The organism is Variovorax sp. Soil_C_17 (genome assembly GCF_057657265.1).
The window spans coordinates 941,939-966,700 of record NZ_JBDGIT010000001.1; the positions used below are offsets into that span (position 1 = coordinate 941,939).

General features: G+C 69.2%; 26 protein-coding genes. 6 read left to right on the forward strand and 20 right to left on the reverse strand.

All coding sequences use genetic code 11. From position 1 onward, the window contains the following. Entirely contained in the window at positions 1 to 939 is a 939-nt protein-coding gene (locus AC3A6Y_RS04485) for a GlxA family transcriptional regulator (RefSeq protein WP_487867026.1), read from the reverse strand. 162 nt (positions 940 to 1,101) lie between these two features. On the opposite strand from AC3A6Y_RS04485, the gene AC3A6Y_RS04490 reads away from it, so the two are divergent. Continuing rightward, positions 1,102 to 1,896: an SDR family NAD(P)-dependent oxidoreductase gene (locus AC3A6Y_RS04490; protein ID WP_487867027.1), complete on the forward strand. Its 795-nt coding sequence runs from the start codon at positions 1,102 to 1,104 to the stop codon at positions 1,894 to 1,896. Between the two features lie 128 nt (positions 1,897 to 2,024). Further along, positions 2,025 to 2,231 (forward strand): DUF3606 domain-containing protein, encoded by a 207-nt coding sequence (locus AC3A6Y_RS04495; protein WP_487867028.1) that lies wholly within the window; start codon positions 2,025 to 2,027, stop codon positions 2,229 to 2,231. 328 nt (positions 2,232 to 2,559) lie between these two features. Here the strand turns inward: AC3A6Y_RS04495 and AC3A6Y_RS04500 are convergent, their stop codons facing one another. The 8 genes from AC3A6Y_RS04500 to AC3A6Y_RS04535 all read right to left on the reverse strand — a co-directional run bounded on the left by AC3A6Y_RS04500 (position 2,560) and on the right by AC3A6Y_RS04535 (position 10,076). Beyond that, the gene (locus tag AC3A6Y_RS04500; RefSeq protein ID WP_487867029.1) at positions 2,560 to 3,474 is read right to left on the reverse strand and encodes a LysR family transcriptional regulator; all 915 of its coding nucleotides are present in this window, start codon (positions 3,472 to 3,474) and stop codon (positions 2,560 to 2,562) included. Between the two features lie 30 nt (positions 3,475 to 3,504). Beyond that, positions 3,505 to 3,843 carry a 4Fe-4S dicluster domain-containing protein gene (locus AC3A6Y_RS04505; protein ID WP_487867030.1) on the reverse strand — a complete coding sequence of 113 codons (339 nt, stop codon included), beginning with the start codon at positions 3,841 to 3,843 and terminating at the stop codon, positions 3,505 to 3,507. Positions 3,844 to 3,868: 25 nt separating this feature from the next. Further along, positions 3,869 to 4,645: an enoyl-CoA hydratase-related protein gene (locus tag AC3A6Y_RS04510; RefSeq protein WP_487867031.1), complete on the reverse strand. Its 777-nt coding sequence runs from the start codon at positions 4,643 to 4,645 to the stop codon at positions 3,869 to 3,871. Between the two features lie 136 nt (positions 4,646 to 4,781). Continuing rightward, the gene (locus AC3A6Y_RS04515) at positions 4,782 to 5,957 is read right to left on the reverse strand and encodes a CaiB/BaiF CoA transferase family protein (protein ID WP_487867032.1); all 1,176 of its coding nucleotides are present in this window, start codon (positions 5,955 to 5,957) and stop codon (positions 4,782 to 4,784) included. Next, the gene (locus tag AC3A6Y_RS04520) at positions 5,954 to 7,333 is read right to left on the reverse strand and encodes an FAD-dependent oxidoreductase (RefSeq protein WP_487867033.1); all 1,380 of its coding nucleotides are present in this window, start codon (positions 7,331 to 7,333) and stop codon (positions 5,954 to 5,956) included. The genes AC3A6Y_RS04515 and AC3A6Y_RS04520 overlap by 4 nt, the downstream gene beginning before the upstream one ends. Positions 7,334 to 7,391: 58 nt before the next feature. Further along, positions 7,392 to 8,243, reverse strand: coding sequence for an ABC transporter permease (locus AC3A6Y_RS04525; protein WP_487867034.1), 852 nt, complete (start codon positions 8,241 to 8,243; stop codon positions 7,392 to 7,394). A gap of 14 nt (positions 8,244 to 8,257) precedes the next feature. Further along, positions 8,258 to 9,040, reverse strand: a complete 783-nt coding sequence (locus AC3A6Y_RS04530) for an ABC transporter ATP-binding protein (protein ID WP_487867035.1) — start codon at positions 9,038 to 9,040, stop codon at positions 8,258 to 8,260. A gap of 4 nt (positions 9,041 to 9,044) precedes the next feature. Continuing rightward, positions 9,045 to 10,076: an ABC transporter substrate-binding protein gene (locus AC3A6Y_RS04535; protein WP_487867036.1), complete on the reverse strand. Its 1,032-nt coding sequence runs from the start codon at positions 10,074 to 10,076 to the stop codon at positions 9,045 to 9,047. A 346-nt stretch (positions 10,077 to 10,422) separates the two neighbouring features. On the opposite strand from AC3A6Y_RS04535, the gene AC3A6Y_RS04540 reads away from it, so the two are divergent. Then, a complete protein-coding gene (locus AC3A6Y_RS04540) occupies positions 10,423 to 10,665 on the forward strand; it encodes a DNA-directed RNA polymerase subunit alpha C-terminal domain-containing protein (RefSeq protein WP_068686305.1) in 243 nt (80 codons plus the stop codon). 49 nt (positions 10,666 to 10,714) lie between these two features. Here AC3A6Y_RS04540 and AC3A6Y_RS04545 read toward each other — a convergent pair whose 3' ends face one another. From AC3A6Y_RS04545 to AC3A6Y_RS04590, 10 genes are all read right to left on the reverse strand, one after another. Beyond that, entirely contained in the window at positions 10,715 to 11,920 is a 1,206-nt protein-coding gene (locus tag AC3A6Y_RS04545) for a beta-ketoacyl-[acyl-carrier-protein] synthase family protein (protein ID WP_487867037.1), read from the reverse strand. Positions 11,921 to 11,925: 5 nt separating this feature from the next. Further along, on the reverse strand, positions 11,926 to 12,180 hold the full coding sequence (locus AC3A6Y_RS04550) for an acyl carrier protein (protein WP_487867038.1): 255 nt from the start codon (positions 12,178 to 12,180) through the stop codon (positions 11,926 to 11,928). A gap of 34 nt (positions 12,181 to 12,214) precedes the next feature. Next, positions 12,215 to 12,922, reverse strand: coding sequence for a phosphatase PAP2 family protein (locus tag AC3A6Y_RS04555; RefSeq protein ID WP_487867039.1), 708 nt, complete (start codon positions 12,920 to 12,922; stop codon positions 12,215 to 12,217). A gap of 121 nt (positions 12,923 to 13,043) precedes the next feature. Then, positions 13,044 to 14,369, reverse strand: coding sequence for a fumarylacetoacetase (fahA, locus tag AC3A6Y_RS04560; protein ID WP_487867040.1), 1,326 nt, complete (start codon positions 14,367 to 14,369; stop codon positions 13,044 to 13,046). Continuing rightward, positions 14,366 to 15,175: a cyclase family protein gene (locus tag AC3A6Y_RS04565; protein ID WP_487867041.1), complete on the reverse strand. Its 810-nt coding sequence runs from the start codon at positions 15,173 to 15,175 to the stop codon at positions 14,366 to 14,368. The genes fahA and AC3A6Y_RS04565 overlap by 4 nt, the downstream gene beginning before the upstream one ends. Before the next feature lie 15 nt (positions 15,176 to 15,190). After that, a complete protein-coding gene (locus AC3A6Y_RS04570) occupies positions 15,191 to 16,021 on the reverse strand; it encodes an ABC transporter permease (RefSeq protein WP_487867042.1) in 831 nt (276 codons plus the stop codon). Continuing rightward, complete coding sequence (locus AC3A6Y_RS04575; protein WP_487867043.1) at positions 16,018 to 16,800, reverse strand: ABC transporter permease; 783 nt, start codon at positions 16,798 to 16,800, stop codon at positions 16,018 to 16,020. Before AC3A6Y_RS04575 ends, AC3A6Y_RS04570 begins: the two co-directional genes overlap by 4 nt. After that, positions 16,793 to 17,563 (reverse strand): ABC transporter ATP-binding protein, encoded by a 771-nt coding sequence (locus tag AC3A6Y_RS04580; protein ID WP_487867044.1) that lies wholly within the window; start codon positions 17,561 to 17,563, stop codon positions 16,793 to 16,795. The genes AC3A6Y_RS04575 and AC3A6Y_RS04580 overlap by 8 nt, the downstream gene beginning before the upstream one ends. 2 nt (positions 17,564 to 17,565) lie before the next feature. Further along, on the reverse strand, positions 17,566 to 18,507 hold the full coding sequence (locus tag AC3A6Y_RS04585; RefSeq protein ID WP_487867045.1) for an ABC transporter substrate-binding protein: 942 nt from the start codon (positions 18,505 to 18,507) through the stop codon (positions 17,566 to 17,568). Beyond that, positions 18,504 to 19,247 carry a TetR/AcrR family transcriptional regulator gene (locus AC3A6Y_RS04590; RefSeq protein ID WP_487867046.1) on the reverse strand — a complete coding sequence of 248 codons (744 nt, stop codon included), beginning with the start codon at positions 19,245 to 19,247 and terminating at the stop codon, positions 18,504 to 18,506. Before AC3A6Y_RS04590 ends, AC3A6Y_RS04585 begins: the two co-directional genes overlap by 4 nt. Positions 19,248 to 19,346: 99 nt before the next feature. On the opposite strand from AC3A6Y_RS04590, the gene AC3A6Y_RS04595 reads away from it, so the two are divergent. Together AC3A6Y_RS04595 and AC3A6Y_RS04600 are read left to right on the forward strand one after the other, a co-directional pair. Further along, the gene (locus AC3A6Y_RS04595; RefSeq protein WP_487867047.1) at positions 19,347 to 21,365 is read left to right on the forward strand and encodes an acetoacetate--CoA ligase; all 2,019 of its coding nucleotides are present in this window, start codon (positions 19,347 to 19,349) and stop codon (positions 21,363 to 21,365) included. Positions 21,366 to 21,464: 99 nt separating this feature from the next. Then, positions 21,465 to 22,679 carry an MFS transporter gene (locus AC3A6Y_RS04600; RefSeq protein ID WP_487867048.1) on the forward strand — a complete coding sequence of 405 codons (1,215 nt, stop codon included), beginning with the start codon at positions 21,465 to 21,467 and terminating at the stop codon, positions 22,677 to 22,679. A 124-nt stretch (positions 22,680 to 22,803) separates the two neighbouring features. On the opposite strand, the gene AC3A6Y_RS04605 is transcribed toward AC3A6Y_RS04600, so the two are convergent. Continuing rightward, on the reverse strand, positions 22,804 to 23,400 hold the full coding sequence (locus AC3A6Y_RS04605) for a hypothetical protein (RefSeq protein WP_487867049.1): 597 nt from the start codon (positions 23,398 to 23,400) through the stop codon (positions 22,804 to 22,806). 549 nt (positions 23,401 to 23,949) lie between these two features. Between AC3A6Y_RS04605 and AC3A6Y_RS04610 the strand changes: the two genes are divergently transcribed. Beyond that, the gene (locus tag AC3A6Y_RS04610) at positions 23,950 to 24,756 is read left to right on the forward strand and encodes a hypothetical protein (protein ID WP_487867050.1); all 807 of its coding nucleotides are present in this window, start codon (positions 23,950 to 23,952) and stop codon (positions 24,754 to 24,756) included. The last annotated feature ends 6 nt before the right edge of the window (positions 24,757 to 24,762 follow it).

Genomic DNA, 24,762 nt, shown 5'->3' on the forward strand with positions numbered 1-24,762 from the left:
TCAAGCCATCAGCCGCGCGCTGCGCCGGATGCTCTGCGGGGGCTGCCCCAGCGTCCGCAGAAAGGCCCGCCGCATCCGCTCCGGGTCCCCGAAACCCGCCTCGCGCGCCACCACGCCCAGCGCAAGCTCGCCCGCGTCGATCATCGTGCGCGCAGCCTCCACCCGCAGGTTCTCCACCGCCTGCGCGGGCGACTGCCCGGTCTCGGCCTTGAACGCCCGGCTGAACTGCCGCGGGCTCAGGTGCGCGACATCGGCCAGATCCTCGACCGAGAGCGGCTCGCGCAGATGGGCCCGGGCATGGGCCAGGGTCTTCTGGATGCGGTCCGACTGCGGTTCCAGTTCCAGCATGGCGGAGAACTGCGACTGGCCGCCCGGCCGGCGGTAATAGACCACCATCTTCTTCGCGACGGCGCGCGCGATCTCGGCGCCCAGGTCCTGCTCGACCAGCGCCAGCACCATGTCGATGCCGGCAGTCATGCCGGCGGAGGTCCACACCGGGCCGTCGTTGATGAAGATGCGATCGGGCTGCACCTGAATGAGCGGATGGCGCTTTTGCAGCTCCTGCGCAAAGCCCCAGTGCGTGGTGGCGCGCCGGCCGTCGAGCAGGCCGGCCTCGGCCAGGGCGAAGGCGCCGGTGCAGATGCTGGTCACGCGCCGCGCCTGGCGCATGCCCGACCGCAGGAAGCGGCACACCTTGGGGGTGATGGTGATGGCGACGAGCGCGCCGGTCATCACCAGGGTGTCGAAGCGGGCGGTGGTGAAGCGCCGGGAGTCGACCGCCGCGCCGCTGGAGCTCGCGACCAGGCCGCCGTGCTCCGACAGCACTTCGACGCGGTAGTGCGCCTGGCCGAGCTGCATGTTGGCCAGCTCGAAGGCGGCGATGGCCGCGAGGTCGAGGATCTGGAAGCCGGGGAAGACGAGGATGCCGATGCGTCGCATGGGCCGCAGGGTACGTGGGGCCGGCCGGCAGGTCAATGAGTCAGCATGTCCCGAAACGTGGGAAATATGACATTCGGGACAAAGCGGCGCGGAGCACACTTCGGTTCAGCCCGTCGGTCGTTCGACGGCCCCGAACCCCGCATCCCCCAAGGACCTGACGCCATGACTGCAGCAAACACCCGGGGCACCGCCCTTATCACCGGCGCTTCATCCGGCATCGGCGCCGTCTATGCCGACCGGCTGGCGCGCCGCGGCCACGACCTGATCCTGGTCGCGCGCAACCGCGAGCGGCTGCAGGCGCTGGCCGAGCGGCTGACGCGCGAGACCGGCCGCAAGGTGGAGACGCTGGTCGCCGATCTCAGCGACAAGGCGGGCCTGGCGCGTGTCGAGGACGTGCTGCGCAGCAACGAGAAGATCACCATGCTGGTCAACAACGCCGGCTTGGGCGCGACCGCGCCGCTGCTCGGATCGGACATCGGGAAGATGGAAGACATGATCGCGCTCAACGTGAATGCGCTCACCCGCCTGACCTACGCCGCGGTGCCGGCCTTCGTCGAGCGCGAGGGCGCGACGCTGGTGAATATCGCCTCCATCGTTGCCATCTCGCCCGAGACGCTGAACGGGGTTTACGGCGCGACCAAGGCCTACGTGCTGGCGCTGGGGCATTCGCTGCAGCACGAGCTGGCCGACAAGGGCGTGCGCATCCAGACGGTGCTGCCCGGCGCGACGGCCACCGAGTTCTGGGACATCGCCGGGCTGCCGGTGCAGCATCTGCCGAGCGAGATCGTGATGACGGCCGAGAACCTGGTCGACGCTGCGCTCGTGGGTCTGGACCGGGGGGAGGCGGTCACCATTCCGTCGCTGCAGGACGAGGCGGACTGGGATGCGTACGAGTCGGCGCGGCGGGCGATGTCGGGGCGGCTGTCGAGTTCGCAGGTGGCGGCGCGGTACGCCTGACGCCCGCCCGAGCGGTGTGCGTCCGCCTTTCGCGGGTAGGACGATGCAGGCTTTTCCTACGAGGCCGGGCTCGGGGAGCAGGCAGGCTGCGTTTCAGGAACCACCTCCCAAACCCTCCACACACTGCCATGCGAGAAGCCATTTCCTCCCCCGCCCGCCTGTTCATTCCATCGATTGCCGACGATGTGGCGAGCGTGCGCATCATCGACGTCACCGACCCGACCGACGTCGACTACTGGACCGAGACGCTCGGCGTGAGCGAGACCGAGCTTCGCCTGGCCGTCGCCGCGGTTGGCAGCTCAGTGCAGGACGTGCGCGACCACCTCGGCAAGTGAGGTGGCCTGCGCCTTTGGTGGCTGCGGCTTGGGGTCGCAGGCAGCAAGAGCCGAGAGCGCAAGCGACGCCAGCGCGAGGCACAGAGTCCGAAGTTTCATGATCGCCTCCTGATGCGGGCCGTGCAGGTTCGCACGGGGTCCGCCGAGCCCATTCTGGCGCCCCGGGGGGCGACCTGCCTGTCAGCCGAAGCCCCGCGGGCCGGCTCCCTTCGCCGGTTTTTGCGCCTTCCCCTTCCGGGGGAAGGCCGGGATGGGGGCGCCGGGCGCATCCATCGCGAAGCCGCGCCCGCCCCCGCCCCAGCCCTCCCGGGGAGGGGAGGAAGCAAGGTCACAACGCGGCTGCAGTCAGCTCCAGCTGCGTCAAGCGCCTGGCCATCCGCCCCACGAAGTTCTGCGTCACATGCGGCAGCGCCCGCTGCGTCGGCACGACGATGCCCACCAGCAGCTGATTCAGTGCCGGCAGCGCGAAGGGCCGCCACAGCAGCTCCCCGCGCTTGAGTTCCTCGATGAAGGCGATCTTGGAGAAGCAGGAGATGCCCTTGCCGCCCATGATCAGCCGCTTGAGCAGGGGCGTGGAGTTGCAGGTCGCGGCCGGCTCCATGTCGTCCCAGAAGGCCGCGAACTCGGCCGACAGCGAGGCGCTGATCACCGGGTGCGAGCTGGAGCGCAGGAAGGGATAGCCCGCGCAGTCCTTCAGCGCGATGCGGTCGTGCTTGGCGAGCGGATGCCCCGGCGGCAGCACGATGCCGATCGGCAGATTTGCCAGGCTCACCGCCTTCACGCCGCCGGGCAGCCGGCCCACGAAGCTCAGGCCCACGTCCGCCTGGCCAGACATCACGAGCTGCGGCACCTCCATGGGCTGGGTCGAGGTGATGGTGTAGGTCACGGCGGGGAAGACCTGCAGAAACTCTTCCACCGCGGCCGGCAGCAGTTCCTCGAAGAAGGAGTCCATCGCCGCCACTTTCACGTGGCCGGTGCGCTCGCCCTTGAGCGCATCGAGCTCGGTGCGCATCACCTGGAACTGGTGCAGCGTCTCCTGCGCATGCTTGAGCAGCCGCTCGCCGGCGGGGTTGAGCCGCAGCCCGTTGGGCAGGCGGTCGAAGAGCTCGACGCCCAATTCGTCTTCCAGCTTGTGGATCTGGCGGTTGACCGCGCTGGCGGCGACGAACAGCCGCTCCGAAGCCTTGCGCACCGAGCCGCAGCTCGCCACCTCGATGAAGTACTTCAGGATGCTGGCGTGCATGGCCGCACCCTCCCGCAGAAGGCCTCGCCGCTACCCCGCGGCCGCTGCGCCCGGCGCCTCCAGCGCGATGCGCGGATGGTCGCAGGCGAGGCGCCGCCCTTCGGCGCCGCCGGGCGAGCCCAGGCCGCTGACCTCGGCGCCGAAGAACTCGCGGTTGATGGCGATGTAGTGCGTGAGCCCGGGCGGCAGCCGATGCTCCTCGTAGATCGCCTGGGTCGGGCAGGCGGACACGCAAATGCCGCAGTCGATGCATTCATCCGGGTGAATGTACAGAGTGCGCGCGCCTTCGTAGATGCAATCGACCGGGCAGCAGGGGACGCAGGCGCCGTCCTTGCAGTCGATGCAGGCGGTGGTGATGACGTGGGCCATGGCCGTGCCTGGTGCGATGCTCGGCTCAGCGGCCCAGCCACTGCGGCTTGCGCTTCTGCTGGAAGGCCAGCACGCCTTCGTCGGCGTCTTCCGAGCGCAGGGCCGCCATCAGCGCGGGCAGGCGCTGGCCGTGGGCCTCCGACGGCGACAGCATGCCGGTGCGCCGCACCACCTGTTTGATGGCCTTGAGCGACAGCGGCGCGCAGGCCAGCATCTGCTGCACCCAGCGCTCGACGGCGGTGTCGAGCTCGGCGCGCGGCACCACTTCGTTGATGAGCCCGATCTCGAGCGCGCGCCGGGCGTGGATGCGCTGGCCGGTGAGCATCATCCCCATCGCATGGCGAAAACCGATCTGGCGCTGCAGCAGCACCATGCCGCCATCCAGCGGCAGGCGGCCCACCAGCGGCTCGGGCAGGCCGAAGCTCGCCTCTTCGCAGGCGACCACCAGGTCGCAGCCCAGCACCATCTCGAGGCCGCCGCCGAGCGCCAGGCCGTTGACGCGCGCGATCACCGGCACGTCCAGCGTCTCGCGCAGCGCGATGCCGCCGAAGCCGCCGGGGCGGGCGGCGGCCCAGTACTCGACGCCTTTCAGCTTCGAGGTGTTCTTGAGGTCGGCGCCGGCGCAGAAGGCGCGCTCGCCGGTGGCGGTGAGCACCACCACCCGCACGTCGTCGCGGCGCTCGATCTCGTCCCAGATGCGCAGCAGCTCGGCCTCGGTGGCCGTGTCCACGGCGTTGAGCACCTCGGGGCGGTCGATGGTGACGGTCGCGACGTGGTCCGCGACGTTGAAGAGAACGGTCATCGGGAAACCTCCGCGCGGCGTGCTGCGCCGCGATTCGGCTGGGGAGCGGCCCGGCGTGTCACTGGAGTACCTTCGCCTTCGCCTTCGCCTTCGCCTTCGGCTACGGTTCTATGAGCCTTCGGAGCGGCCGTGCGTCTCATGCGTCGGCCTCCTCGATCAAGGCCCGCGCCTCGGCGAGCAGCTCTTCCGTGTGCTCGCCCAGCCGCGGCGGCGCGCGTCGCAGATCGGCCTGCGCGCCCGACATGCAGATCGGGCTGGCGATGAACTTCAGCCTGCGGCCGGAGGGCGAGCTGCCTTCCAGGATCATCTCGTTGTGCAGGGTCTGGGCATCGACCAGCGCTTCGCGCATGTCGCGCACCGGCGCCGACAGCAGGTCCTGTTCTTCCAGTCGCGCCAGCCAGTGCTCGCGCGTGTGGCTGGCGAAGCGCTCGCTGAAGATCGCGTGCAGCGCGGCCTTGTTCGCGAACTGCGCGGTCAGATCGGCGAAGCGCGCGTCCAGCGACAGGTCTTCGATCTCCAGCGCGGCGCAGATGTCGCGCAGCGGATTGGCCTTGAAGGCGCCGACCAGCACCAGCGGCCCGGTCTGCGTGTCGAACACGCCCGACAGCGGCATGGCGGCCCAGTTGACCTCCGAGTCCTCCATCATCACCATCGCGGCCTCCTGCATCTGCATGGCCAGCATGGAGTTGTAGAGCGAGACGGCAATTTTCTGGCCTTCGCCGGTGCGCTCGCGCTGCAGCAGCGCGAACAGGATGCCCTGCACCATGTGCATGCCGGCGGTGTAGTCGGCCAGCGCCGTGGGGTAGATCGAGACCGGCACGGTGGCGTCGGCACGCCGCGCCATCACGCCCGTGAGCGCCTGCGCCAGCACGTCCTGGCCGCCCTTGTGCGCGTAGGGCCCGGTCTCGCCGAAGCCCGTGCCCACCGCGTAGACGATGCGCGGGTTGATGCGGCGGCAGTCCTCGTAGCCCAGCCCCAGCCGCTCCATCACGCCGGCGCGGAAGTTGTTGCAGACCACGTCGCTGTCGGCGATGAGCGCCTTCACCAGCTCCATCTGGGCGGCGTCGCGCAGGTCGATCTCGACGCTGCGCTTGTTGCGGTTGAGGCTGCAGAAGATCGGGTTGTCCTCGCCCGCCACGGGGGCGAAGGTGGAGCGGCTCAGGTCGCCCGCGCCCTTGCGCTCGATCTTGATCACGTCGGCGCCGTGGTCGGCCAGCATCTGGGTGCAGACCGGGCCCATCATGACCTGCGTGAAGTCGATCACGCGGATGCCGGCCAGCGGCAGGTTGTTGTTGGCGTTCGAATCGATCATGCGGCCTCCGCGAAGGAACGGGCCATGGCCGGGGTGTCGGCGTTCGGGCCCTTCTGGTCGCCGGGGTCGGCGCCTTGGGCGCGCAGCGTGCGCTGCAGCTTCGCGATGTCCACGTGGCGCACCGCCACGCCGGCGTCCAGCGCCAGCGCCGCCGCCGTGCCGGTCGCCTCGCCCATCGCCATGCAGGGCGGGATCTCGCGCGAGATCTTCTGCGCGGCCGAGGTCGACGAGTAGTGGCGGCCGGCGACCAGCAGGTTCTCCACGCTGCGCGGCACCAGGCTGCGGAAGGGGTAGTAGTAGTCGCGGCCGCGCGCCACGCTGTCCGCGAAGCGGGCGCGCTGCGCCACGTCTTCCTTGGTCATCACGTACTCGCCTTCCAGCAGGCGGGTCTGGCGGATGCCGGTCTGCGGCGCCAGGTCGACCAGGTAGCAATCCTCGAAGCCGGGCAGCTTGGCGCGAATGAACTCGATCACCTTGTGGATGGTGGCGCGGCCTTGCACTTCCGCGCGCGTCAGGTCGGCCACCTTGAGGCCGTCCAGGCCCGCCATGTGCGGGCAGTTGCACCACACCACGCCGGGCAGCGGCGTCTTGAGCCACCACGAATCCCAGGCGCCGCCCAGGATGTGCTTGACCTCGCGGTCGATCGCCGCGAAGGCCTCCGGCTCCTCGTGCTCGAAGCGCTCGGCCTCGTCGGTGTCGACGCCGCCGAGGCGGAACACGGTTGTGACGATGTAGGCGCCGCTGATGTGCGGCGCACCGGCCGAGGCGGCCACGTCGAGGTCGCCGGTGGCGTCGATCACCACCTTGCCCAGGACGGCTTCGCGGCCGCTCTTGGATTCGACCACCACGCCCTTGACCCGGCCGTCTTCCACCAGCGTGCGCGAGAACCACGAGTGCAGGCGCAGGTTGATGCCGGCCTGCTGCACCATCTCGAGCGAGGCGCGCTTGAAGGCGTCGGGGTCGAAGGCGGCGGCGAAGCAGATCGGGTGCGGCTTGTCCTTGCTGTGGAAGTCGAAGGTGCCCCAGCGCTTCCAGCGGCGCACGGACTCGGGCAGGCTGCCCCAGTCCTTCTGCTTGGGGTACTCGGCCAGGCCGCGCTCGGCCATGCGCTCGATCATCTCGAGGCAGATGCCGCGCACCGAGATTTCGCGCAGGTGGCTGTCCCACATGTCGTCGAGCACCAGCACCATGCCGCCCGAGGCCAGGCCGCCCAGGTGGTTGTAGCGCTCCAGCAGGGTCACGCTGGCGCCGTTGCGCGCAGCGGCCACGGCCGCCGCCTGCCCGGCGGGGCCGCCGCCGACCACCACCACATCCGATTCGGCTGCGACGCGAATGTCGTGCGCAGGTTCTTGCATCCAGTCGCCGATACGGCTCATAGGAATCTCCTAGAAAAATTTCGAGAGTTGGCGGCGCAGGAGGCGCCGTCGAGGTCGTTCAGTGCTGGCCTTCGGGCTGCCATCTGATGATCCAGCGCTCGGCGAGGGTGACGAGCAGGAAGAACAGGCCCGACAAGGTGGCGCTCATCACGATCGCGGCGTAGAGCAGCGGCGAATCGAAGTTGAAGGTGGCCTGCAGGATCATGGCGCCGATGCCCACCGTGGCGCCCACCCACTCGCCCACCACCGCGCCGATCACGCTCATTGAGGCCGCGATGCGCAGGGCCGAGAACAGGTAGGGCAGCGAGTTCTGCAGGCGCAGGCGGAAGAAGATCTCCGTCTTGCTGGCCGACAGCACCCGCATCAGCTCCATCGCCTGCGGGTTCACCGACTCCAGGCCGCGCACCATGTTCACCAGCGTCGGGAAGAAGCACACCAGCGCCGCGATGGTGATCTTGGGCTCCATGCCGTTGCCCATGATCAGCACCAGCACGGGCGCCTTGGCCACCAGCGGGATGGCGTTGAACATCAGCACGACCGGAAAGAAGATGTCCTGCAAGGTCTTGTTGTGGACGAAGACCGTGGCGATGGCGATCGCCGCCAGGTTGCCCAGCAGGAAGCCGCCGGCGGCCTCCATGGCGGTCGGCAGCAGGTTGTCGAGCAGCACGGCGCGCTTGGCGTAGAGCGTCTCCACAACCGCCCAGGGCGAGGGCGCGATGAAGGGCTTGACGTCGAAGATCGCGATCACCGCCCACCACAGCACGAGCAGGCCGGTGATGCCCAGCGCGGGCAGGAGGCGGCGGCGCCAGAGGCGGCGCTGGCGTGCCGTGGCCCAGGCCTGGTACTCGGTGTCGGGCGCGGCGAGGCCGGCAGCGGAGGCGCTGCTCACGTCGATGGAAGAAGTGGTCATGGCTTGGGCCTCGATCAGCAGGTTTCCAGCACGCGCCGCAGATGGGCAGTGAGGCGTACGAATTCGGGGGTCTCGCGGATGTCCAGCGTGCGGTCCTCCGGCATGTCGACCGGGACGATCTCGCGCAGCCGGCCCGGATTCGCCGCCAGCATCAGCACGCGCTGGCCCAGGAAGGCGGCCTCGTGGATGCTGTGGGTGACGAAGAGGATGGTCACGCTGGTTTCCTTCCACACGCGCCGGATCTCCTCGTTGAGCCGGTCGCGCGTGATCTCGTCGAGCGCGCCGAAGGGCTCGTCCATCAGCAGGATCTTCGGATCGCTGGCGAGCGCCCGCGCGATCGACACGCGCTGGCGCTGGCCGCCCGACAACTCGTGCGGCCAGGCGTTGGCCTTGTCCTTGAGGCCGACCAGCTCCAGCAGCTCCTTCGGCGAGCGGCGGCCCTTGCGGCTGGCGCCGCCGCCCACTTGCAGCGGCAGCTCCACGTTCTGCAGCGCGGTGCGCCAGGGCAGCAGCGCCGCGTCCTGGAAGACGAAGCCGATATCGCGGTTCTTGCGCGCGGCCATCGGGCTGGTGGAGAGCACCTCGATGCGGCCGCGGCTGGGCTCGAGCAGGTCGGCCACCACGCGCAGGAAGGTGGACTTGCCGCAGCCCGAGGGGCCGAGCAAAGTCAGGAACTCGCCTTGGGCGACGTCGAGGTCCAGGCTCTTGATGGCCGTGACATCGCGGCGCTCGGTGAAGAAGCGCATGCCGATGTCGCGGCAGGAGATCGCCGGCGTGGCGCTCATGACGGCGGCCATGGGGTCAGGCCTTTCCCATGCGCAGCCCGGTGGTGGCCTTGAGCGCATCGAGCGTGATCACGTCCTCGACCTTCGGCGTGCGGGCGGTGAACTGGCCCAGCTCCGAATAGGTCGCGATCTGCTGCTGCCAGACGGCGGGGTCCATCGCGCCCCAGCCCTGCGTCTGCGCGAGGCCGCCGAAGCTGTAGTCGAGCATGACGTCGACCGCCACGCGCTCGTCCTCCGCCTTGAGGTTGGGGTACTCCTTGACCAGCAGCTCCACCGACTGGTCGCGGTTGGCGCGCACGTGCTGCCAGCCCTTCGCCGTGGCGCGCACGAAGGCTTCGATCACCTTGGGCTGCGTTTCCAGCGTCTTGGTCGAGGCGTAGTAGGGCAGGGCGTAGAGCTGCACGCCGGCGTCCCACAGCGTGAGGTCGACGCGGTCGGGGCCCAGCATCTTGAGCGCCGTCGTGCTGGTGAGCCAGCCGGTGACCACGTCGACCTGGCCGGTCAGGAGCGGCGCCATGTCGGAGCCGACGGTCACGACCTTGACGTCCTTCTCGGGAATCTTGTTCTTCGCCAGCAGGGCGCGCAGCAGGATGGCCGCGGTGGAGGGAATGCCCACCTTCTTGCCGACCAGGTCGGAGGGCTTGCGCACCGGGTTCTTGGCCAGCGAGAAGAAGGTGAAGGGATGCTTCTGCGCGCCGATCGCGAAGCACTTGATCGGCAGGCCTTGCGACACCGCCAGCATCACCGAGGGGCTGGAGGACACCTGCCCCACCTCGTAGCGGCCGGAGGCGACGATGGCCACGCCATCGATGTTGGGCCCGCCCGGCTGGATGGCGAAGTCGATGCCCTCCTGCTCGTAGAAGCCCAGCCGCTTGGCCACGACTTCGCCGATCTGGTTGACGCCGACGATCCAGCCGAGCTGCATGTTGATCTTCGCCTTGCCCTGGGCCAGGGCGTCGATGGAGAGCAGCCCGCCGCTTCCGAGCCCGGCGGCCAGGAGCGAGGTCTTGAGGAGGCGGCGGCGACCGGGGTCCCGGAGATGGGCCATGGCAGATTCCTTTGCTGTGGGGGACAAGAAGAAAAATGAGAGCGTCGACCTGGGCCTTCGGTGTCGCGAAAGATGCGACGGCGAAGACGTGATGACAGGAATGCTAGGAGACGGAGGCGTTGCCTCCAAGCACCGTTTTTCGCAACGGGTGCACTGAAAATTAGCTCGGGCGGCCCTGCGGAAAACCCTGTGTGCCGAGAAGACAAATGCCTGAAACGAAGGCATTTCGCTTGCTTGGAATTCAGCCTTGCAAGGCAGCTTTCCAATGAAGATCGTGCAGGGGCAAGGGTGTGGGCCGATGGCATGACCTGTGCAAGTTCCAGCCATCGTTTCCCGGAGACACGCCATGGATGATGGTCAAGCCATCGCCGTCCGGCCCGCGACGGAGTCGCTGCTGGATGCCGACATCGAAGTCCTGAAGCTCTCGCTTCGTACCACCAACGTGCTGCGCCTCAACCAGCTTCACACGGTCCGCGATGTGACCCGCGTGCCGGCCAAGAAGCTCTTCGTGCTTTCGCGCCTGGGCCGCAACTCGCTGCGGGAGATCGTGGAGAGCATGAACCGGCGCGGGCTGCGGCTCGCCGACTGAAGTGCGCTTGCTCCCCCCCCCGCTTGCGGGCGAGGGAGCAAGACGCGCATCAAGCGCGGCGGAAGAGCAGCACCGAGTTCGTTCCGCCGAAGGCGAACGAGTTGCTGATCGCAGCCTCCAGCCGCGGCGCCGCGGCACCTTGCTGCGGCACCAGGTTGAGCCGGCATTCCGGATCGACCTCCGTGCAATGCGCATTGGGCGGCAACTGCTGCCGGTGCAGCGCCAGCACGGTGATCACCGCCTCCAGCGCGCCGGCGGCGCCGAGCAGGTGGCCATGCAGCGCCTTGGTCGAGCTCACCTGCAGATCCGCGAGCGCGGCCTCGCCCCAGACCTCCGCCAGCGCATTGCGCTCGACCACGTCGCCGATGCGCGTGGCGGTGCCGTGCGCATTGCAGTAACCCACGTCGCGCGGCGCGAGCCCGGCCGAGCGCAGGGCGGCGCGCAGGGCACGGGCCTGGCCCGCCGCGTCGGGCTTGGTGAGGTGCGTGGCGTCGCAGCCGATGCCCCAGCCGGCCAGTTGCGCATAGGCGCGCGCGCCGCGGGCGCGGGCACGCTCGGCCGACTCCAGCACCACGAAGGCGGCGCCCTCGCCGAGCGCGAAGCCGCTGCGGTCGCTCGCGAAGGGACGGACCGCGCGCGCCGCCTCGCCGGGCGCGAAGGAGGCCAGGGTCTGCATCGCCTGCCAGGCGAGCACGACTCCGGGCACGACCAGCGCCTCGCTGCCGCCGGCGATGGCGATGTCGACCTCGCCGCGCTGCACGGCCTTGGCCGCCTCGGCGATGGCGACGCCGGATGATGCGCAGGCCACCGAATAGGTGAGCACCGGGCCCTGCGCCCGCCGGCGCATCGCCACGTGCGCGGCCGGCGCGTTGGGCATGAAGGCGGGAATCGTCAGCGGCGGCATGCGCGCATTGGCGCCGCGGTAGGCGGCTTCGAGCGCGGCGGCGCCGCCCATGCCGCAGCCGGCGTAGACGCCGATGCGTTCGGGATCGGCATCGCCCGGCGCGCCCGCGTCCTGCACCGCGAGCTCGGCCGCCGCCACGGCGAGCTGGCTCACGCGGTCGACGCCGGCCAGCTGAAGCTTGGTGAACCAGCGGGCGGCATCGAAGGGCGCGAGCGCGGCGGCGGTAGGCTTGGGCAGATCGGTGAAGACGGGCTGGACGGCCGACTCGCCGCGCATCAGCGCGTCGAACATCGCGCCCGTGTCGTCGCCGTGCGGGCTCACGACGCCCAGCCCGGTGACGGCGACCTGCACGGCGCTCACCTGGCCTGGGCGGATGCGGCCTGTGCGGCCAGGGTCTTGTCGACCACGGCGGCCAGGTCGGCCAGCGTGTCGACGTTCACATCCTGGTCGGGCATCGAGATCTTGAAATGGTCTTCGACGGCGAACACGAATTCGACCAGGGTCAGTGAATCCAGGCCCTTGTCGCGCATCGACGCGTGGGGGTCGAGCGCCGCGGGGTCGAGGCCGTATTTCTCTTGGATCAGAACCTGTAATTCTTTCAGCGAACTCATTGGGCGGTGTCCGTCTTCACGGGAGGCCAAGGGGTCATCTGTGAGGGATGATATCCGCTCCCCCGAAGACTGCAGGGGCCCTGGTGCCCGGCATGGGCCGCCAGCGCATCGACGGCCATGCAAAGGCGATGCCCAGCAGCGCGCCGGCCAGTGCGTCCAGCACCACGTGCTGCTTCACGGCCAGCGTCGAATACGCGATCGCGGCGAACCAGAGCCAGTTGCCGAGGCGCATCGACACGGGGGCGCGCGCGCGGTGCAGCACGTCGTCCACCCGGATGGCGGTGAAGATCGCGACGGCCACGTGCATCGAAGGGCAGGCGTTGCCGGGCGCGTCCACCCCTTGCAACAGCGCGAAGCCGGGGAAGTCCGAGCTGCCGGCCATGAGCGGCGGCACCTGCGTCGGCCAGAAGTGGAACAGGGCCAGTCCGCTGAGGCACAGCGCGCCGACCCACAGGCCATAGACCACCAGCTCGCTGAAGTTGCGCTGCAGCCCGGGCGCCAGGCCCACGTAGAACCACAGCGAGAAATACGCGATGAGCATCTCCGGCTGAAAGGGAACCAGCCGGTCGAGCGCCGTGAGCGGCATCACGGCCATCGCATTGACCGGATGGCGCAGCAGTTGGAAGTAGCCGATGAAGAAGAGCCAGGTGAAGACCGTGACGCCGACGATCTTCAGGGCCAGCAGATGACGGATGCGAAAGCGGAGCTCTGAAGTCCAGTGAGGGAGTGGGGAAGAGGGCATGTGCAAGTGGATGAGCGTGCGTCGACGTCGTTCATCGTTTGCGGCACGAGCATCGAGCATGCCTGTTTTCGCGCCGGCACGAAACCCCGCTTCGATGCCGCCGCTTGACAATGCCTGTTCTTCAGCCCCGCACGGGCAGCACCATCCCCCGGCTTTCGCCGAAGCCGATGCGCGCATGGCCCGGCTTCTCGCACCAGCCGCGCAGCATCACCGCGTCGCCGTCCTCGAGGAAGCGGCGTTCCTCGCCGGTGGGCAGCGCGATGGGCATCTGACCCCCGCGCGTGAGCTCGATGATCGCGCCGGCCTCGCCCGGCCCCGGGCCCGAGATGGTGCCGCTGCCGAACAGGTCGCCCGCGTTGAGGCTGCAGCCGCCCACCGTGTGGTGCGCCACCATCTGCGCGATGCTCCAGTACTGGTGCTTGAAGCTGGTGGACGACAGGCGGGCCGGGCCGCTGCCCTCGGCGCGTGCCTTCTCGCTCTCCAGCCACACCTCGAGATGGATGTCGATGGCGCCGGCCGCGCGATTGCTCTCGTCTTCCAGGTAGGGCAGCGGCTGCGGGTCCTGCGCAGGACGCGTCCACGGCAGGCGGTAGGGCGCCAGCGCCTCCAGCGTCACGATCCACGGCGAGACCGTGGTCGCGAAATTCTTGGCCAGGAAGGGGCCGAGCGGCGCCATCTCCCAGAACTGGATGTCGCGCGCCGACCAGTCGTTGAGCAAGCCGATGCCGAAGATGTGCTGCTCCGCCTTCGCCAGCGGAATCGGCTCGCCGGGTGCATTGCCCTTGCCGATGTAGACCGCGAGCTCGAGCTCGTAGTCCAGCCGCGCGCAAGGCCCGTAGACCGGCGCCTTCGCGCCCGGCGGCAGGGCCTGTCCCATCGGGCGGTGGAAGCGCTGGCCGCTCACGCCCAGCGTGGAGGCGCGGCCGTGGTAGGCGATCGGTATCCACTGGAAGTTGGGCGTGATCGGGTCCTCCGGACGCAGCAGCCGCCCGACGTTGAGCGCATGGTCGATCGAAGTGTAGAAGTCGGTGTAGTCGCCGACGTTCGCGGGCAGCTTGAACTCGGCCTCGGCCTGCGGGACCAGGCAGCCGCGCACGCCCTCGGCAAGCTCGGGGGCCGCGTCGTCCTTCAGCAGCGCGAACACGGCATGGCGCAGCGCACGCCACACGCCGGGGCCGAGCGCAAAGAAATCGTTGAGCGCCGAGGTGGCGCAGGCGCGCGCCCCATCGAGCGCAGCGCCTTCGAGCTGCCGGCCGACGGCGAGGGCGCCGAGGTCCAGCACCTGGTCGCCGATGGCGATGCCGCCGCGGTAGGGCTCGCCGCTGCCGGTGCGGCGGAACACCGCGTAGGGCAGGTTCTGGATCGGGAAATCGCTGCCCTCGGCCTGCGCCGAGTCCAGCCAGCTGCGCGCGGCCGGGTCGTGCGTGTGGTTGAGCATGGCGTTCATCCCGCGCTGGCCATCAGCGCGTCGTCGAAGATCGCGACCGCGCGCGTCCAGCCCGCCGAGGCGCCGCGGATCTTGTGCGGAAAGCAGCTGATGAAGAAGCCGTCGGCCGGCAGCGCCTCGAGGTTGTGCAGTTTTTCGAGATGGCAGTAGCCGATGTCGCGGCCGGCCTTGTGGCCCTCCCAGATCAGCGAGGCGTCTCTCGATTCGCCGTATTTCTTCGCGGTATGGACGAAGGGCGCATCCCAGCTCCAGGCGTCGGTGCCGGTGAGGCGCACCCCGCGCTCCAGCAGGTACATGGTGGCCCCGTAGCCCATGCCGGCGCCGGCAGAGACGTAGTCGGCGTGGCCGTAGCGCGAGCCCGCGCGCGTGTTGACCACCACGATCTCCAGGGGCTTGAGCGTGTGCCCGATGCGCCTGAGCTCGGCGTCCACGTCATCCGCCGTGACCACATAGCCGTCCTCGAAATGGCGGAAGTCCAGCTTCACGCCGGGCTGGAAGCACCATTCGAGCGGCACGTCGTGGATCGCAATCGCGGGCTTCTTGTCGCCGAGCGCCTTGTCCATGGTCGAGTGGAAGTGATAAGGCGCATCGAGGTGCGTGCCGTTGTGGGTCGAGAGCTGCACGAACTCCACAGCCCAGCCTTCGCCGTCGGGCAGGTCTTCCTTCTTGAGGCCGGGAAAGAAGGGCTCGATCTGCTCGTAGGTCTGTTCGTGCGTGAAGTACTGGATCTTCGGCGCGAAGGCCGGCGGGTCGGAGAGCACGTCGTTCTCCAGAAAGATCGACAGGTCGACGAATGTGCGGGTCATGGGAGTTCCTTTTCTTCAGGGGCGCTGCCAGCGCAGCAGCTTGTTCTCGGCGAAGGCCAACATCGCGTTGCTCGCGAAGCCGATCAGGCCCAGCAGCACGATCCCCGCGAAGAGATCGCTCGCCCGAAACGCGCGCGCCGCAAGCAGGATCGCCTGGCCCAGGCCGCTTTGCGAGGCGATCATCTCGCCGACCACCGCCACGATGAGCGAGATGGTCAACGCCAGCCGCATGCCGGCCAGGATGTCCGGCATCGCGTTGGGCAGCCCGATCTTCCAGATGAAGGCGGCGCGCGGCATCTGCAGGCAGCGCGCGACTTCCGCGAGGCGCGGCTCGACCGCCGCGAAGCCGTGCACGGTGGCCAGCAGCACCGGCCACATGGCACCGAAGGCGACCACGAAGAGCACCATGCCCGGATTGAGGCCGAAGATCGAGATCGCCAGCGGCAGCAGGGCCGAGGCGGGCAGCGGCCGGACGAATTCCAGCGTGGGCTGCACCCAGGCCCGCACGGCCGGCGAGACGCCGATGGCCGCGCCCAGCAGCACGCCGAGCAGCGAGGCCAGCAGCCAGCCTTCCAGCATGCGCAGCACCGTGGCGCCGGTGAAGGCCAGCAGCTCCCCGTTGCCGCTGCCGCCGAAGTTCAAGCCCTCGGCCAGGCTGGCGAACGTGGCTTGCGGGGTCGGCAGGAAGACGCGGCTGACCCAGCCTGCGTTGCTCGCCAGCCACCACAGCGCGACCAGCGCTGCAAGCAGGGCCGTCGAGCCGAACCAGCCGTGGATGCGCGCGGCCAACGAACTGCCTTCGCCCTGGGCTGCGGCATTCGCCTTGGGGGCGGCCCGGCTTGTCATGGCGCGCTCCCCATGCGCCGCGCCACATGCCGTTGCAGCCGCAGCGTGGCCGCGTTGAGCGCGAAGCCCACGACGCCGATCCAGCCCAGCCAGGCCAGCATCAGCGCCGGGTCGAAGCTCTGCTGCGCGATCATCATCGCGTAGCCCATGCCGTGGGGATTGGCCGCGATCTCCACCGTGACCGCGACCACCAGCGCCACCGCCACGCCGAGGCGCAGCGCGACGAAGAGGCGCGGCACGATGGCCGGCAGCACGATCTTGAAGGCGCGGTCGCGCGCCGAGAGGCCGAGCACGCGGCTGAGCTCGAGCAGGCGCGGCTCCACCTGCTGCACCGCCGACTGCACCAGGACCAGCATCGGCCAGAAGGTGGCGAAGGCGACGATGGCGAGCTCCATGCGCACGCCGAAGCCGAACATCAGCATCGACAAGGGGATCAGCGCGACCGAGGGCACCGGCCGCAGCACCTCGATGGAGAACCCGCCCAGCTGCGCGGCGCGGCGCGACAGCCCCAGCACGATGCCCAGTGCGATGCCGAGAACGGCGCCCACCAGCAGGCCCAGCGCGGCCGTGCCCAGCGTGAAGCCGGTGGCCTGCCACAGCGAGCCGTCGAGGGCCGCGCCGGCAAGGGCCTCGAGCGCGGCGCTCGGCGGCGCCAGCGCATCGCTGCCCAGCGCCGCGGCGCGCCGCGCGTACCACTCGAAGAGGCCGAGCAGGAGGGCCGGGAAGACCCAGGGCCGCACCAGCGGGAGCAGGCCGCGCCTTGCGCCTTCGTCAGTCATGGCTCTGCTCGATGAAGGCGAAGAGCTCGCGCCGCAGGCGCAGGAACTCGGGATGCTCCTTGGCCGTGAGCTGGTCGCGCGGCCGCGGAATGTTCACCTCGATCATGCGCGCCAGGCTGGGCCGACCCGGGCCCGGGTCGGCCTGCAGCGCGATGACGCGATCGCCGAGGTAGATGGCCTCTTCCAGGTCGTGCGTGACGAAGAGCACGGTGAGCCCGTCCTCGCGCACCAGCCGCGCGAGCTCGTCCTGCAGACTCTGGCGCGTGAGCGCATCCAGCGCGCCGAAGGGCTCGTCCATCATCATCAGCTCGGGCTGCTGCGCCAGGCAGCGCGCGATCTGGGTGCGCTGCTGCATGCCGCCGGAGAGCTGCACCGGGAACTTCTGCGCATGCCCAGCGAGCCCGACCTTGGCCAGCACCTCGGCGATGCGCGGCGCATGCTGCTGCTTCGGCACGCCGGCCGCCTCCAGTGCCAGCGCCACGTTGCCCGCCACCGTGCGCCAGGGCAGCAGCGCACGGCCATAGTCCTGGAACACGAAGGCCACCTCGCGCGAGGGCTCGGTCATCGGCCGCCCGTTGCGCCGCACTTCGCCGGCCGTGGCGCGCACCAGGCCGCTGGCCGCGCGCAGCAGCGTGGTCTTGCCGCAGCCGCTGGGGCCGACGATGCACACGAATTCGCCGCGCGCCACCTCGAAGGAGGTCGGCGACAGCACCTCGCGCGCGCCGTAGCAGATGCGCACGCCTTCGACGCTCAGGAGCCCCATGCTCATTGGACGACCAGCTTCGTCACGTCGATCGGAGTCTTGAGCATCTCCTGCTCCTTCATCAGCTCGACCCAGTAGGCGATCTGCTTCTCGTTCACCACGGGGCCGGGCGGCGAGATCTGCACCTTGGCCAGCACCTCCGGCGGCAGCTTGATGTACTTGCCGATGCTGGCGCGCACGCGGGCATCGTTCTTCGCCTGCTGCATGAAGGCGCTGCTTTCCTGCACCGCCTCGCGGAAGGCGCGCGCGGCCTCGGGGTTCTTCTGCACCCACTCGCGCTTGGCCGCGTGCACGATGGTCTGCTTGCCCTCGGGCAGGAAGGTCGAGTAGTACGACGCCACGTAGCCCGCGCCGCTGTCGGTGATGCGGCTCATGAACGGATCGGCCGACACCACCGCATCGACCGAGCCGCCGCGCAGCAGGTCCGCGTGCTGCGGGAAGGCGGCCTCGACGAAGTTGACCTTGCGGTAGTCCACGCCCTGGTCCTTGAGGTACGCCCGGAAGGTCACGTGCAGGAAGGCGCCCAGGCCGGGCACGCCGATCTTCCTGCCGATGCAGTCCTGCGGGGCCTTGATGCCCGAGCCCGCGCGCGCCACGAGCCCGAAGCCGGTCATGGTCTTGGAGGTGAGCCCGCCGCCGGCCACCAGCACCAGGTCCATCCCGCCGTCGACCGCCTGCAGGAAGACCGAGGGCGTGGGTCCGCCGATCTGCAGCGAGTCGGACTGCAGCGCGGCCGGGATGGTGGAGTTGAGGGGGATGAACTTGAGCTCGACATCGAGCCCGCGCTTCTTGAAGTAGCCCTCCTCGGCCGCCACGAAGACCGAGGCGAAATCGGTCACGGCGGTGTAGCCGAACACGATCCGGGTGGCGGCCTGCGCCCGAGCGGGCAGCGCGGCCGCGCCGGAAGCGGCCAGTGCCGCGAGCAGAGTGCGTCGATTCATCATGGCTTTTGTCTCCTGGTCATGGGCTTTTTCTGTGCGGGCCGGGGGCGGGGCAGCGCCGCGCGCAGGCCGCCGACGATGAAGTTCACCAGCATCGGCGCCACGGCCGGGTCGCTGCGCCGGTTCTCGCCGCGCGAGAGCCGCTCGATGCGGTTGTCGTTCAGGTGGTGCAGCAGCGTGCCCAGTGCGAACTGGTAGCCCCAGGCCGCCTGGGCGCGCGTGGCATGCGGCAGCGCGAGATGCAGCGCGTCGATGTAGGCCTCCGCCAGCGGATCGAAGTAGCCGCGCAGCACGCGGTCGGCCTCCTCGGTCGCGTGGTAGAGCTCGCGCGCGACGAGCAGCGCGTAGTACTCGCCCTCGGCGCTGGCGCGCAGCGCGAGCACGGGGGCGGTGAAGGCCTCGATGATGCGCGGCAGCGTGCGCGCGTCCTCGGGGTCGACGGGCACCGCGCGCAAGCCCGCGAGGCGTTCCTCGATGGTGTGGCTCCAGTGCTCGAAGATCGCGTGGAAGAGCTCGTGCTTGGGGCCGTAGTAGTAGCCCACCAGCGCCAGCGGCACGCCCGCCTCGTCGGCGATCTGGCGGATCGTCACGGCGTGGTAGCCGTGCTGGGCGAAGAGCTTTTCGGCTGCCAGGAGGATCGCATGGCGGCGGTCGGGCCGCGCGCCCTCGGCGGCTGCGGCCGCGCCTGCGGCGCGCTGCGGTGATCGGCGAAGAGGGGCAGCGCGGGGCGCACGTGAGGCCATGCGCTGTATTGAACGATCGTACAAAGTTCTTGTACAACAGTACAAACCCTGTGCTTTCCCGCATTGAATCCACAGCCGCAGGCGCGTTAGGCTGCATCGGTGAAACCCACCCCGACACCCTTCATCCCCCAGATCCGCCTCTACCAGGACTGGCTGCGCGAGCAGCGCGGCCTGGCCTTCGACTCCTACGACGCGCTGTGGCGCTGGTCGGTCACCGACCTCGAAGCCTTCTGGCGCAGCGTCTGGGACTGGAGCGGCATTCGCTCGCCCGCGCCGCCGACGGTCGCGCTGGCGGATGCGCGCATGCCCGGTGCGCGCTGGTTCCCCGGCACGCAGGTCAACTACGCGCACGAGGTGCTGCGCCATGTCGATGCGGCGCATGCGGCCGGCATGCCGGCGATCGTCAGCGAGAACGAGCTGGGCGAGGTGCGCGAGATCTCCTGGCCCGAGCTTCGCAGGCAGATCGCGTCCTGCGCGCTCGCGCTGCGTGCGCTCGGCGTGCAGCGCGGCGATCGCGTCGCTGCCTATCTGCCCAACGTGCCCGAGACGATGGTGGCCTTCCTCGCCTGCTCGAGCATCGGTGCGGTGTGGAGCGTGTGCGCGCCCGACATGGGCACGGCCGCCGTGGTCGACCGCTTCCGCCAGATCGAGCCGCGGCTGCTGATCGCGGCCGACGGCGTGCATTACGGCGGCAAGGCGCTGGACCGCAGCGCGGTGGTGCAGGAGCTGCGGGCCGCGCTGCCGAGCGTCGAAAAGCTGCTGCTGCTTCGCACGCCCTTCGCAGCGCAGCAGATTCCGGCCGAGGCCGCGTGGAGCGACGCGGTGGCGCGCGACGACGGCGAGACCGCGGCTTTCGAGCCCGAATGGCTGCCCTTCGACCATCCGATCTGGATCGTCTACTCGAGCGGCACCACCGGCCTGCCCAAGCCCATCGTGCACGGGCAGGGCGGCATCTTGCTGACGATGTACGCCTGCGGCCTGCACCACGACCTGGGCCCGAGCTACGGCGCCAACAATTTCGGCGAGCGCTACCACTGGTACAGCTCGACCGGCTGGGTGATGTGGAACTCGCAGCTCTCGGGGCTGGCCTTCGGCACGACCGTGTGCATCTACGACGGCAATCCGTCCGGCAGCAAGGAGAAGCCCGACTGGGGCGTGCTGTGGCGCTTCGTGGCACGGCACAAGGTCACTTTCTTCGGCGCCGGTGCAGCCTATTTCTCCAACTGCATGAAGGCCGGCCTCGAGGCCAAGGCCTGCGGCGATCTGTCGCGGGTGCGCGCGCTCGGCAGCACCGGCTCGCCGCTGTCCGAGGAGGTGCAGCGCTGGGGCACGGCGCAGCTGCGCGCGGCGGGCGCGCCCGAGGTGTGGTGGTACAACATCTCGGGCGGCACCGACTTCTGCGGCGCCTTCGTCGGCGGCAACCGCGAGCTGCCCGAGGTGCCGGGGCAGATGCAGTGCCGCTTCCTGGGCGCTGCGGTCGAGGCCTGGAACGAGCAGGGGGAACCGGTGATCGGCGAAGTCGGCGAACTGGTGTGCACGAAGCCGATCCCGGCCATGCCGCTGTACTTCTGGGGCGACCAAGGCAACGCGCGCTATCTGTCGAGCTATTTCGACACCTACCCGGGCGTGTGGCGGCACGGCGACTGGCTTCTGATCGGCCAGGACGGCGGCTGCATCATCTACGGCCGCAGCGACGCCACCATCAACCGCCAGGGCCTGCGCATGGGCACCAGCGAGATCTACAGCGCGGTCGAGGGCCTGCCCGAGGTGCTCGACTCGATGGTGGTGGACCTGGAGTACCTGGGCCGCGAGAGCTACATGCCGCTGTTCGTCGTGCTGCGGCCCGGCGTCGCGCTCGATGCGGCGATGCGCGCGAAGATCGAGGGCGCGATCAAGACCCGGCTCTCGCCGCGCTTCGTGCCCAACGACATCTTCCAAGTGGCCGAGATCCCGCGCACCCTTTCGGGCAAGAAGCAGGAACTGCCCATCAAGAAGCTGCTGCTGGGCCAGCCGATCGAGAAGGTGGTGAACCGCGAGGCGATGGCCAACCCTGGCAGCCTGGATTGGTACGTGGACTTCGCGGCGCGGCGGCGCGCGTCGCACGACGCACGGAGCTGAGCTCCGCGGCTGAAATTGCCGCAGCGCAGCAAGAACGGAGGGGGCGTGCTAAGGTCGCGCGGGTCTAGGGTTATTACCTAACCCGCCATCCCGCCGCCCATGTCCGCACCTTCCCTGCCTGTTTCCGAAACCACCCCCGGCTTTGCGCGCGCGATGCTGGCGCTCGGCGTGGGGGGCTTCGCCATCGGCACCGGCGAGTTCGTCATCATGGGCCTGCTGCCCGAGGTCGCGCGCGACATCGGCACCACCATTCCGCAGGCCGGCCACGTGATCAGCGCCTATGCGCTGGGCGTGGTGATCGGCGCACCGGTGCTCGCGGTGCTGGCCGCCGGCTGGGCCCGGCGCGCCTTGCTCATCGCGCTGATGGCCGTGTTCGCCGCCGGCAACTTCGCCAGCGCGATGGCGCCCGGCTACCTCTCGTTGAACCTGCTGCGCTTCGCCAGCGGCCTGCCGCACGGCACCTACTTCGGCGTGGCGGCGCTGGTGGCGGCGGCGCTGGCGCCGCCGGACCGGCGTGCGCGCGCGGTGGGGCTGGTGATGCTGGGACTCACCGGCGCTACGCTGGTCGGCGTGCCCATCGCGGCCTGGCTCGGCCAGCATTTCGGCTGGCGTGCCGCCTTCGTCTTCGTCGGCCTGATCGCCGTCCTCGCGATGGCGATGCTGCGGCGCGACCTGCCGGACCTGGCCGCACCCTCGGGCGCCGGCCCGCTGCGCGAGCTGGGCGCGCTCGGCCGCAAGCAGGTCTGGCTGACCCTGGGCATCGGTGCGATCGGCTTCGGCGGGATGTTCGCGGTCTTCAGCTACATCAAGCCCACGCTGACCGAGGTGGCGGGCCTGCCGCTGGGCGGCGTGCCGCTGGTGCTCGCGCTCTTCGGCTGCGGCATGGTGGGCGGCAACCTGGTCGGCTCGCGCCTGGCGGACAAGGCGCTGATGCCCACCATCGGCGGCCTGCTGGTCTGGGCCGCGCTGGTGCTCACCACCTTCTCCTTCGCGGCCCACCATGTGGCGACGGCCGCGCTCAACGTGTTCCTGATCGGCACCATCGTCGCCATCGGGCCGGCGCTGCAGATCCGCTTGATGGACGTCGCCGGCGACGCACAGACGCTGGCCGCAGCCCTCAACCATTCGGCTTTCAACATGGCGAACGCGCTCGGGGCCTGGCTGGGCGGCGTCGCCATCACCGCGGGCCTGGGCTGGACCTCGACCGGCTGGGTCGGCGCCCTGCTGGCGCTGGCGGGCCTGGGCGTGTTCGGCTGGTCGCTGGCCAGCGAGCGCGGCCGGCTGCGCGCCGTGGCGGCGGGTGCGAGCCGCTGAAGGGCGGCAGAAGACAGGGACGACCTGCGCGCGCGCAGTTGCGCCGCATGCAAGCGAAGCAAGGGCTAACCTACAGGCATTTGCCGCCGCCCGGCATCTGGATGGACCGGGCTCTTGTGCAGCCTCAGCGCTCGCCGTCGTCGGTGCCGGTGCGTTGCGCTGACTTGGGCATGAGGCGCCGCACCCATGCGCCCAGGCCCGGACGGCGCGTGACCTCGGCCGTCGCAGCCCGCCCGCCGTAGTACGTGTCGCGCTCGTGCCGCAGCACCGAGGCGAGCGCCTCGAGGTTCACGGGGTTGTACTCCCACAGCCCGCTGACGATGAAGTGGCCCATGTGCTCGGCGTTGGGCTTGGGCGCGATCACGATGTGGCTGGCCCCCAGGCTCTGCAGGAAGGCCGAACGGGCGCCGGCGAGCCGCATGCCGTCGCCGTAGCCTTCGACCTGGCGGCTCAGCGACAGGCTGATGGCCTGCACCGAGGTGAAGTTCTCGGCGATGAAATACACCATTTCCACCAGCGCCAGCTTGCTGATCTCCAGCTTTTGCTGCGTGACGATGGGGGTCGGCGTGAAGTGCTCGATGTGAACTTCGGTGCCTTCGCGATTCACGGGAACCGGGTCCAGGGTCGCGATGTGAAGCGACCCGTCGTACAGGTACATCGGCTCGCCCAGCACATAAGGGCTCGAGTGGGGCCCCGTGATTCGCAATTTCGCTCTGGTCATGATTCCCTTGGGTGCCCCACTGTAGTTCGGCGCATGCCTTCGCAGGCGCACTTGACCAACGATTTCGTCGATTTCTGCGGGCAATTACCGATGATGGCGGCCCGGCGCAAGGGCGTCTTCCCCCATACGGCCTATAGCGGCGGCGACTCTGTATAGCTTTGGCTTACACAGCCGGCGCTTCGAAGACGCATCATGTCTCGATGTGGGGCGATGCAGGTTTCAGCCGGCTCGCGCAGGGAACGGCATGAAGTTCGTCCACCTCATCCGTCTTCCGGCCTCCGAGCGGCGAGGAAAGATTCTGCCGAGCGCTGCTTCTGGGCTTAAACAAAAGCATTACCACGAACTCGTTGCAAATGAAAAGGTGATTACTTAACGTAACACTTCGTGTTCTCCGGCCAACTACTTTTTGGACGACCGTCACGTACAACTTGCATCATGTCTGCGCAAGTGGAGTAATGCGCAATCCGTTGTCGGAAATTGTCTTACAGCAGCTCGTGGAAGGCCTGGCAGGCCCCTCGGCACCCCGTCATCACTCTCAAGGACATCGTCATGCAACTCTCCGAGATCACCGAATACAAGGATCAACTCGTTCAGCAGCTGGAGGAATCCGGGCTGAACGTCAGTTTCGGTGACGATCTCTCGGTGCTGCTGAAGACCTACGAGGCTGCCACTGGAACGGGCTACGTTCAGTTGCCATTCGTGATCGAAGACCCCAAGGATGCCAATCCCTACAACTTCTGGGTCTGCTTCGACGACGGCAACGCGCCCGTGGCCCTGAGCGGCTTCCGCACCATGCAGAACGGCAGCGCCGTCCGTCGCGTCGGGGAGGCCTACAACGAGGGGGCGCTCTACCGCTGCAAGCAGAAGGAAGGCTGGCTGCCGGAAACGGGCCCGAAGCTCCAACCCCACGCGCTCTTCGGTTACATCGGCGCGGGCTGGGTGCATCCACGCTATCGCGGCCACAACCTCGCCGGCTTCATCGCCCGCATCACCCAGGCCGAGGCCCTTCTGCGCACCCGCGGCACCCTGGCCATGTCCACCGCCATGACGGCCGAAGCCCTCTACCTCTCCGGCATGAACCTGCGCGCCAGCGGCCTGCACCACCTGCATGTGGAACTGGTGCTGGACGGCTACCTGGGCATCGCCGAGCACGACATGCGCCTGTATCTTTCGCATAGCACCGGCACCGAGCTGATGAGTTTCTACGAGCGCGAGCTGGCCATGCTGCGCAAGGACGAAACCATCCCATGGCTGCACCAGCACGACAAGATCCATGCGTCGGCGGTCCTGGCCGGCGAGGAAAGCACCCCGGCCGACGCGAGCGCGCGGACAAGCGGCATGGCAGCCCTCGCCTGAGGCCGC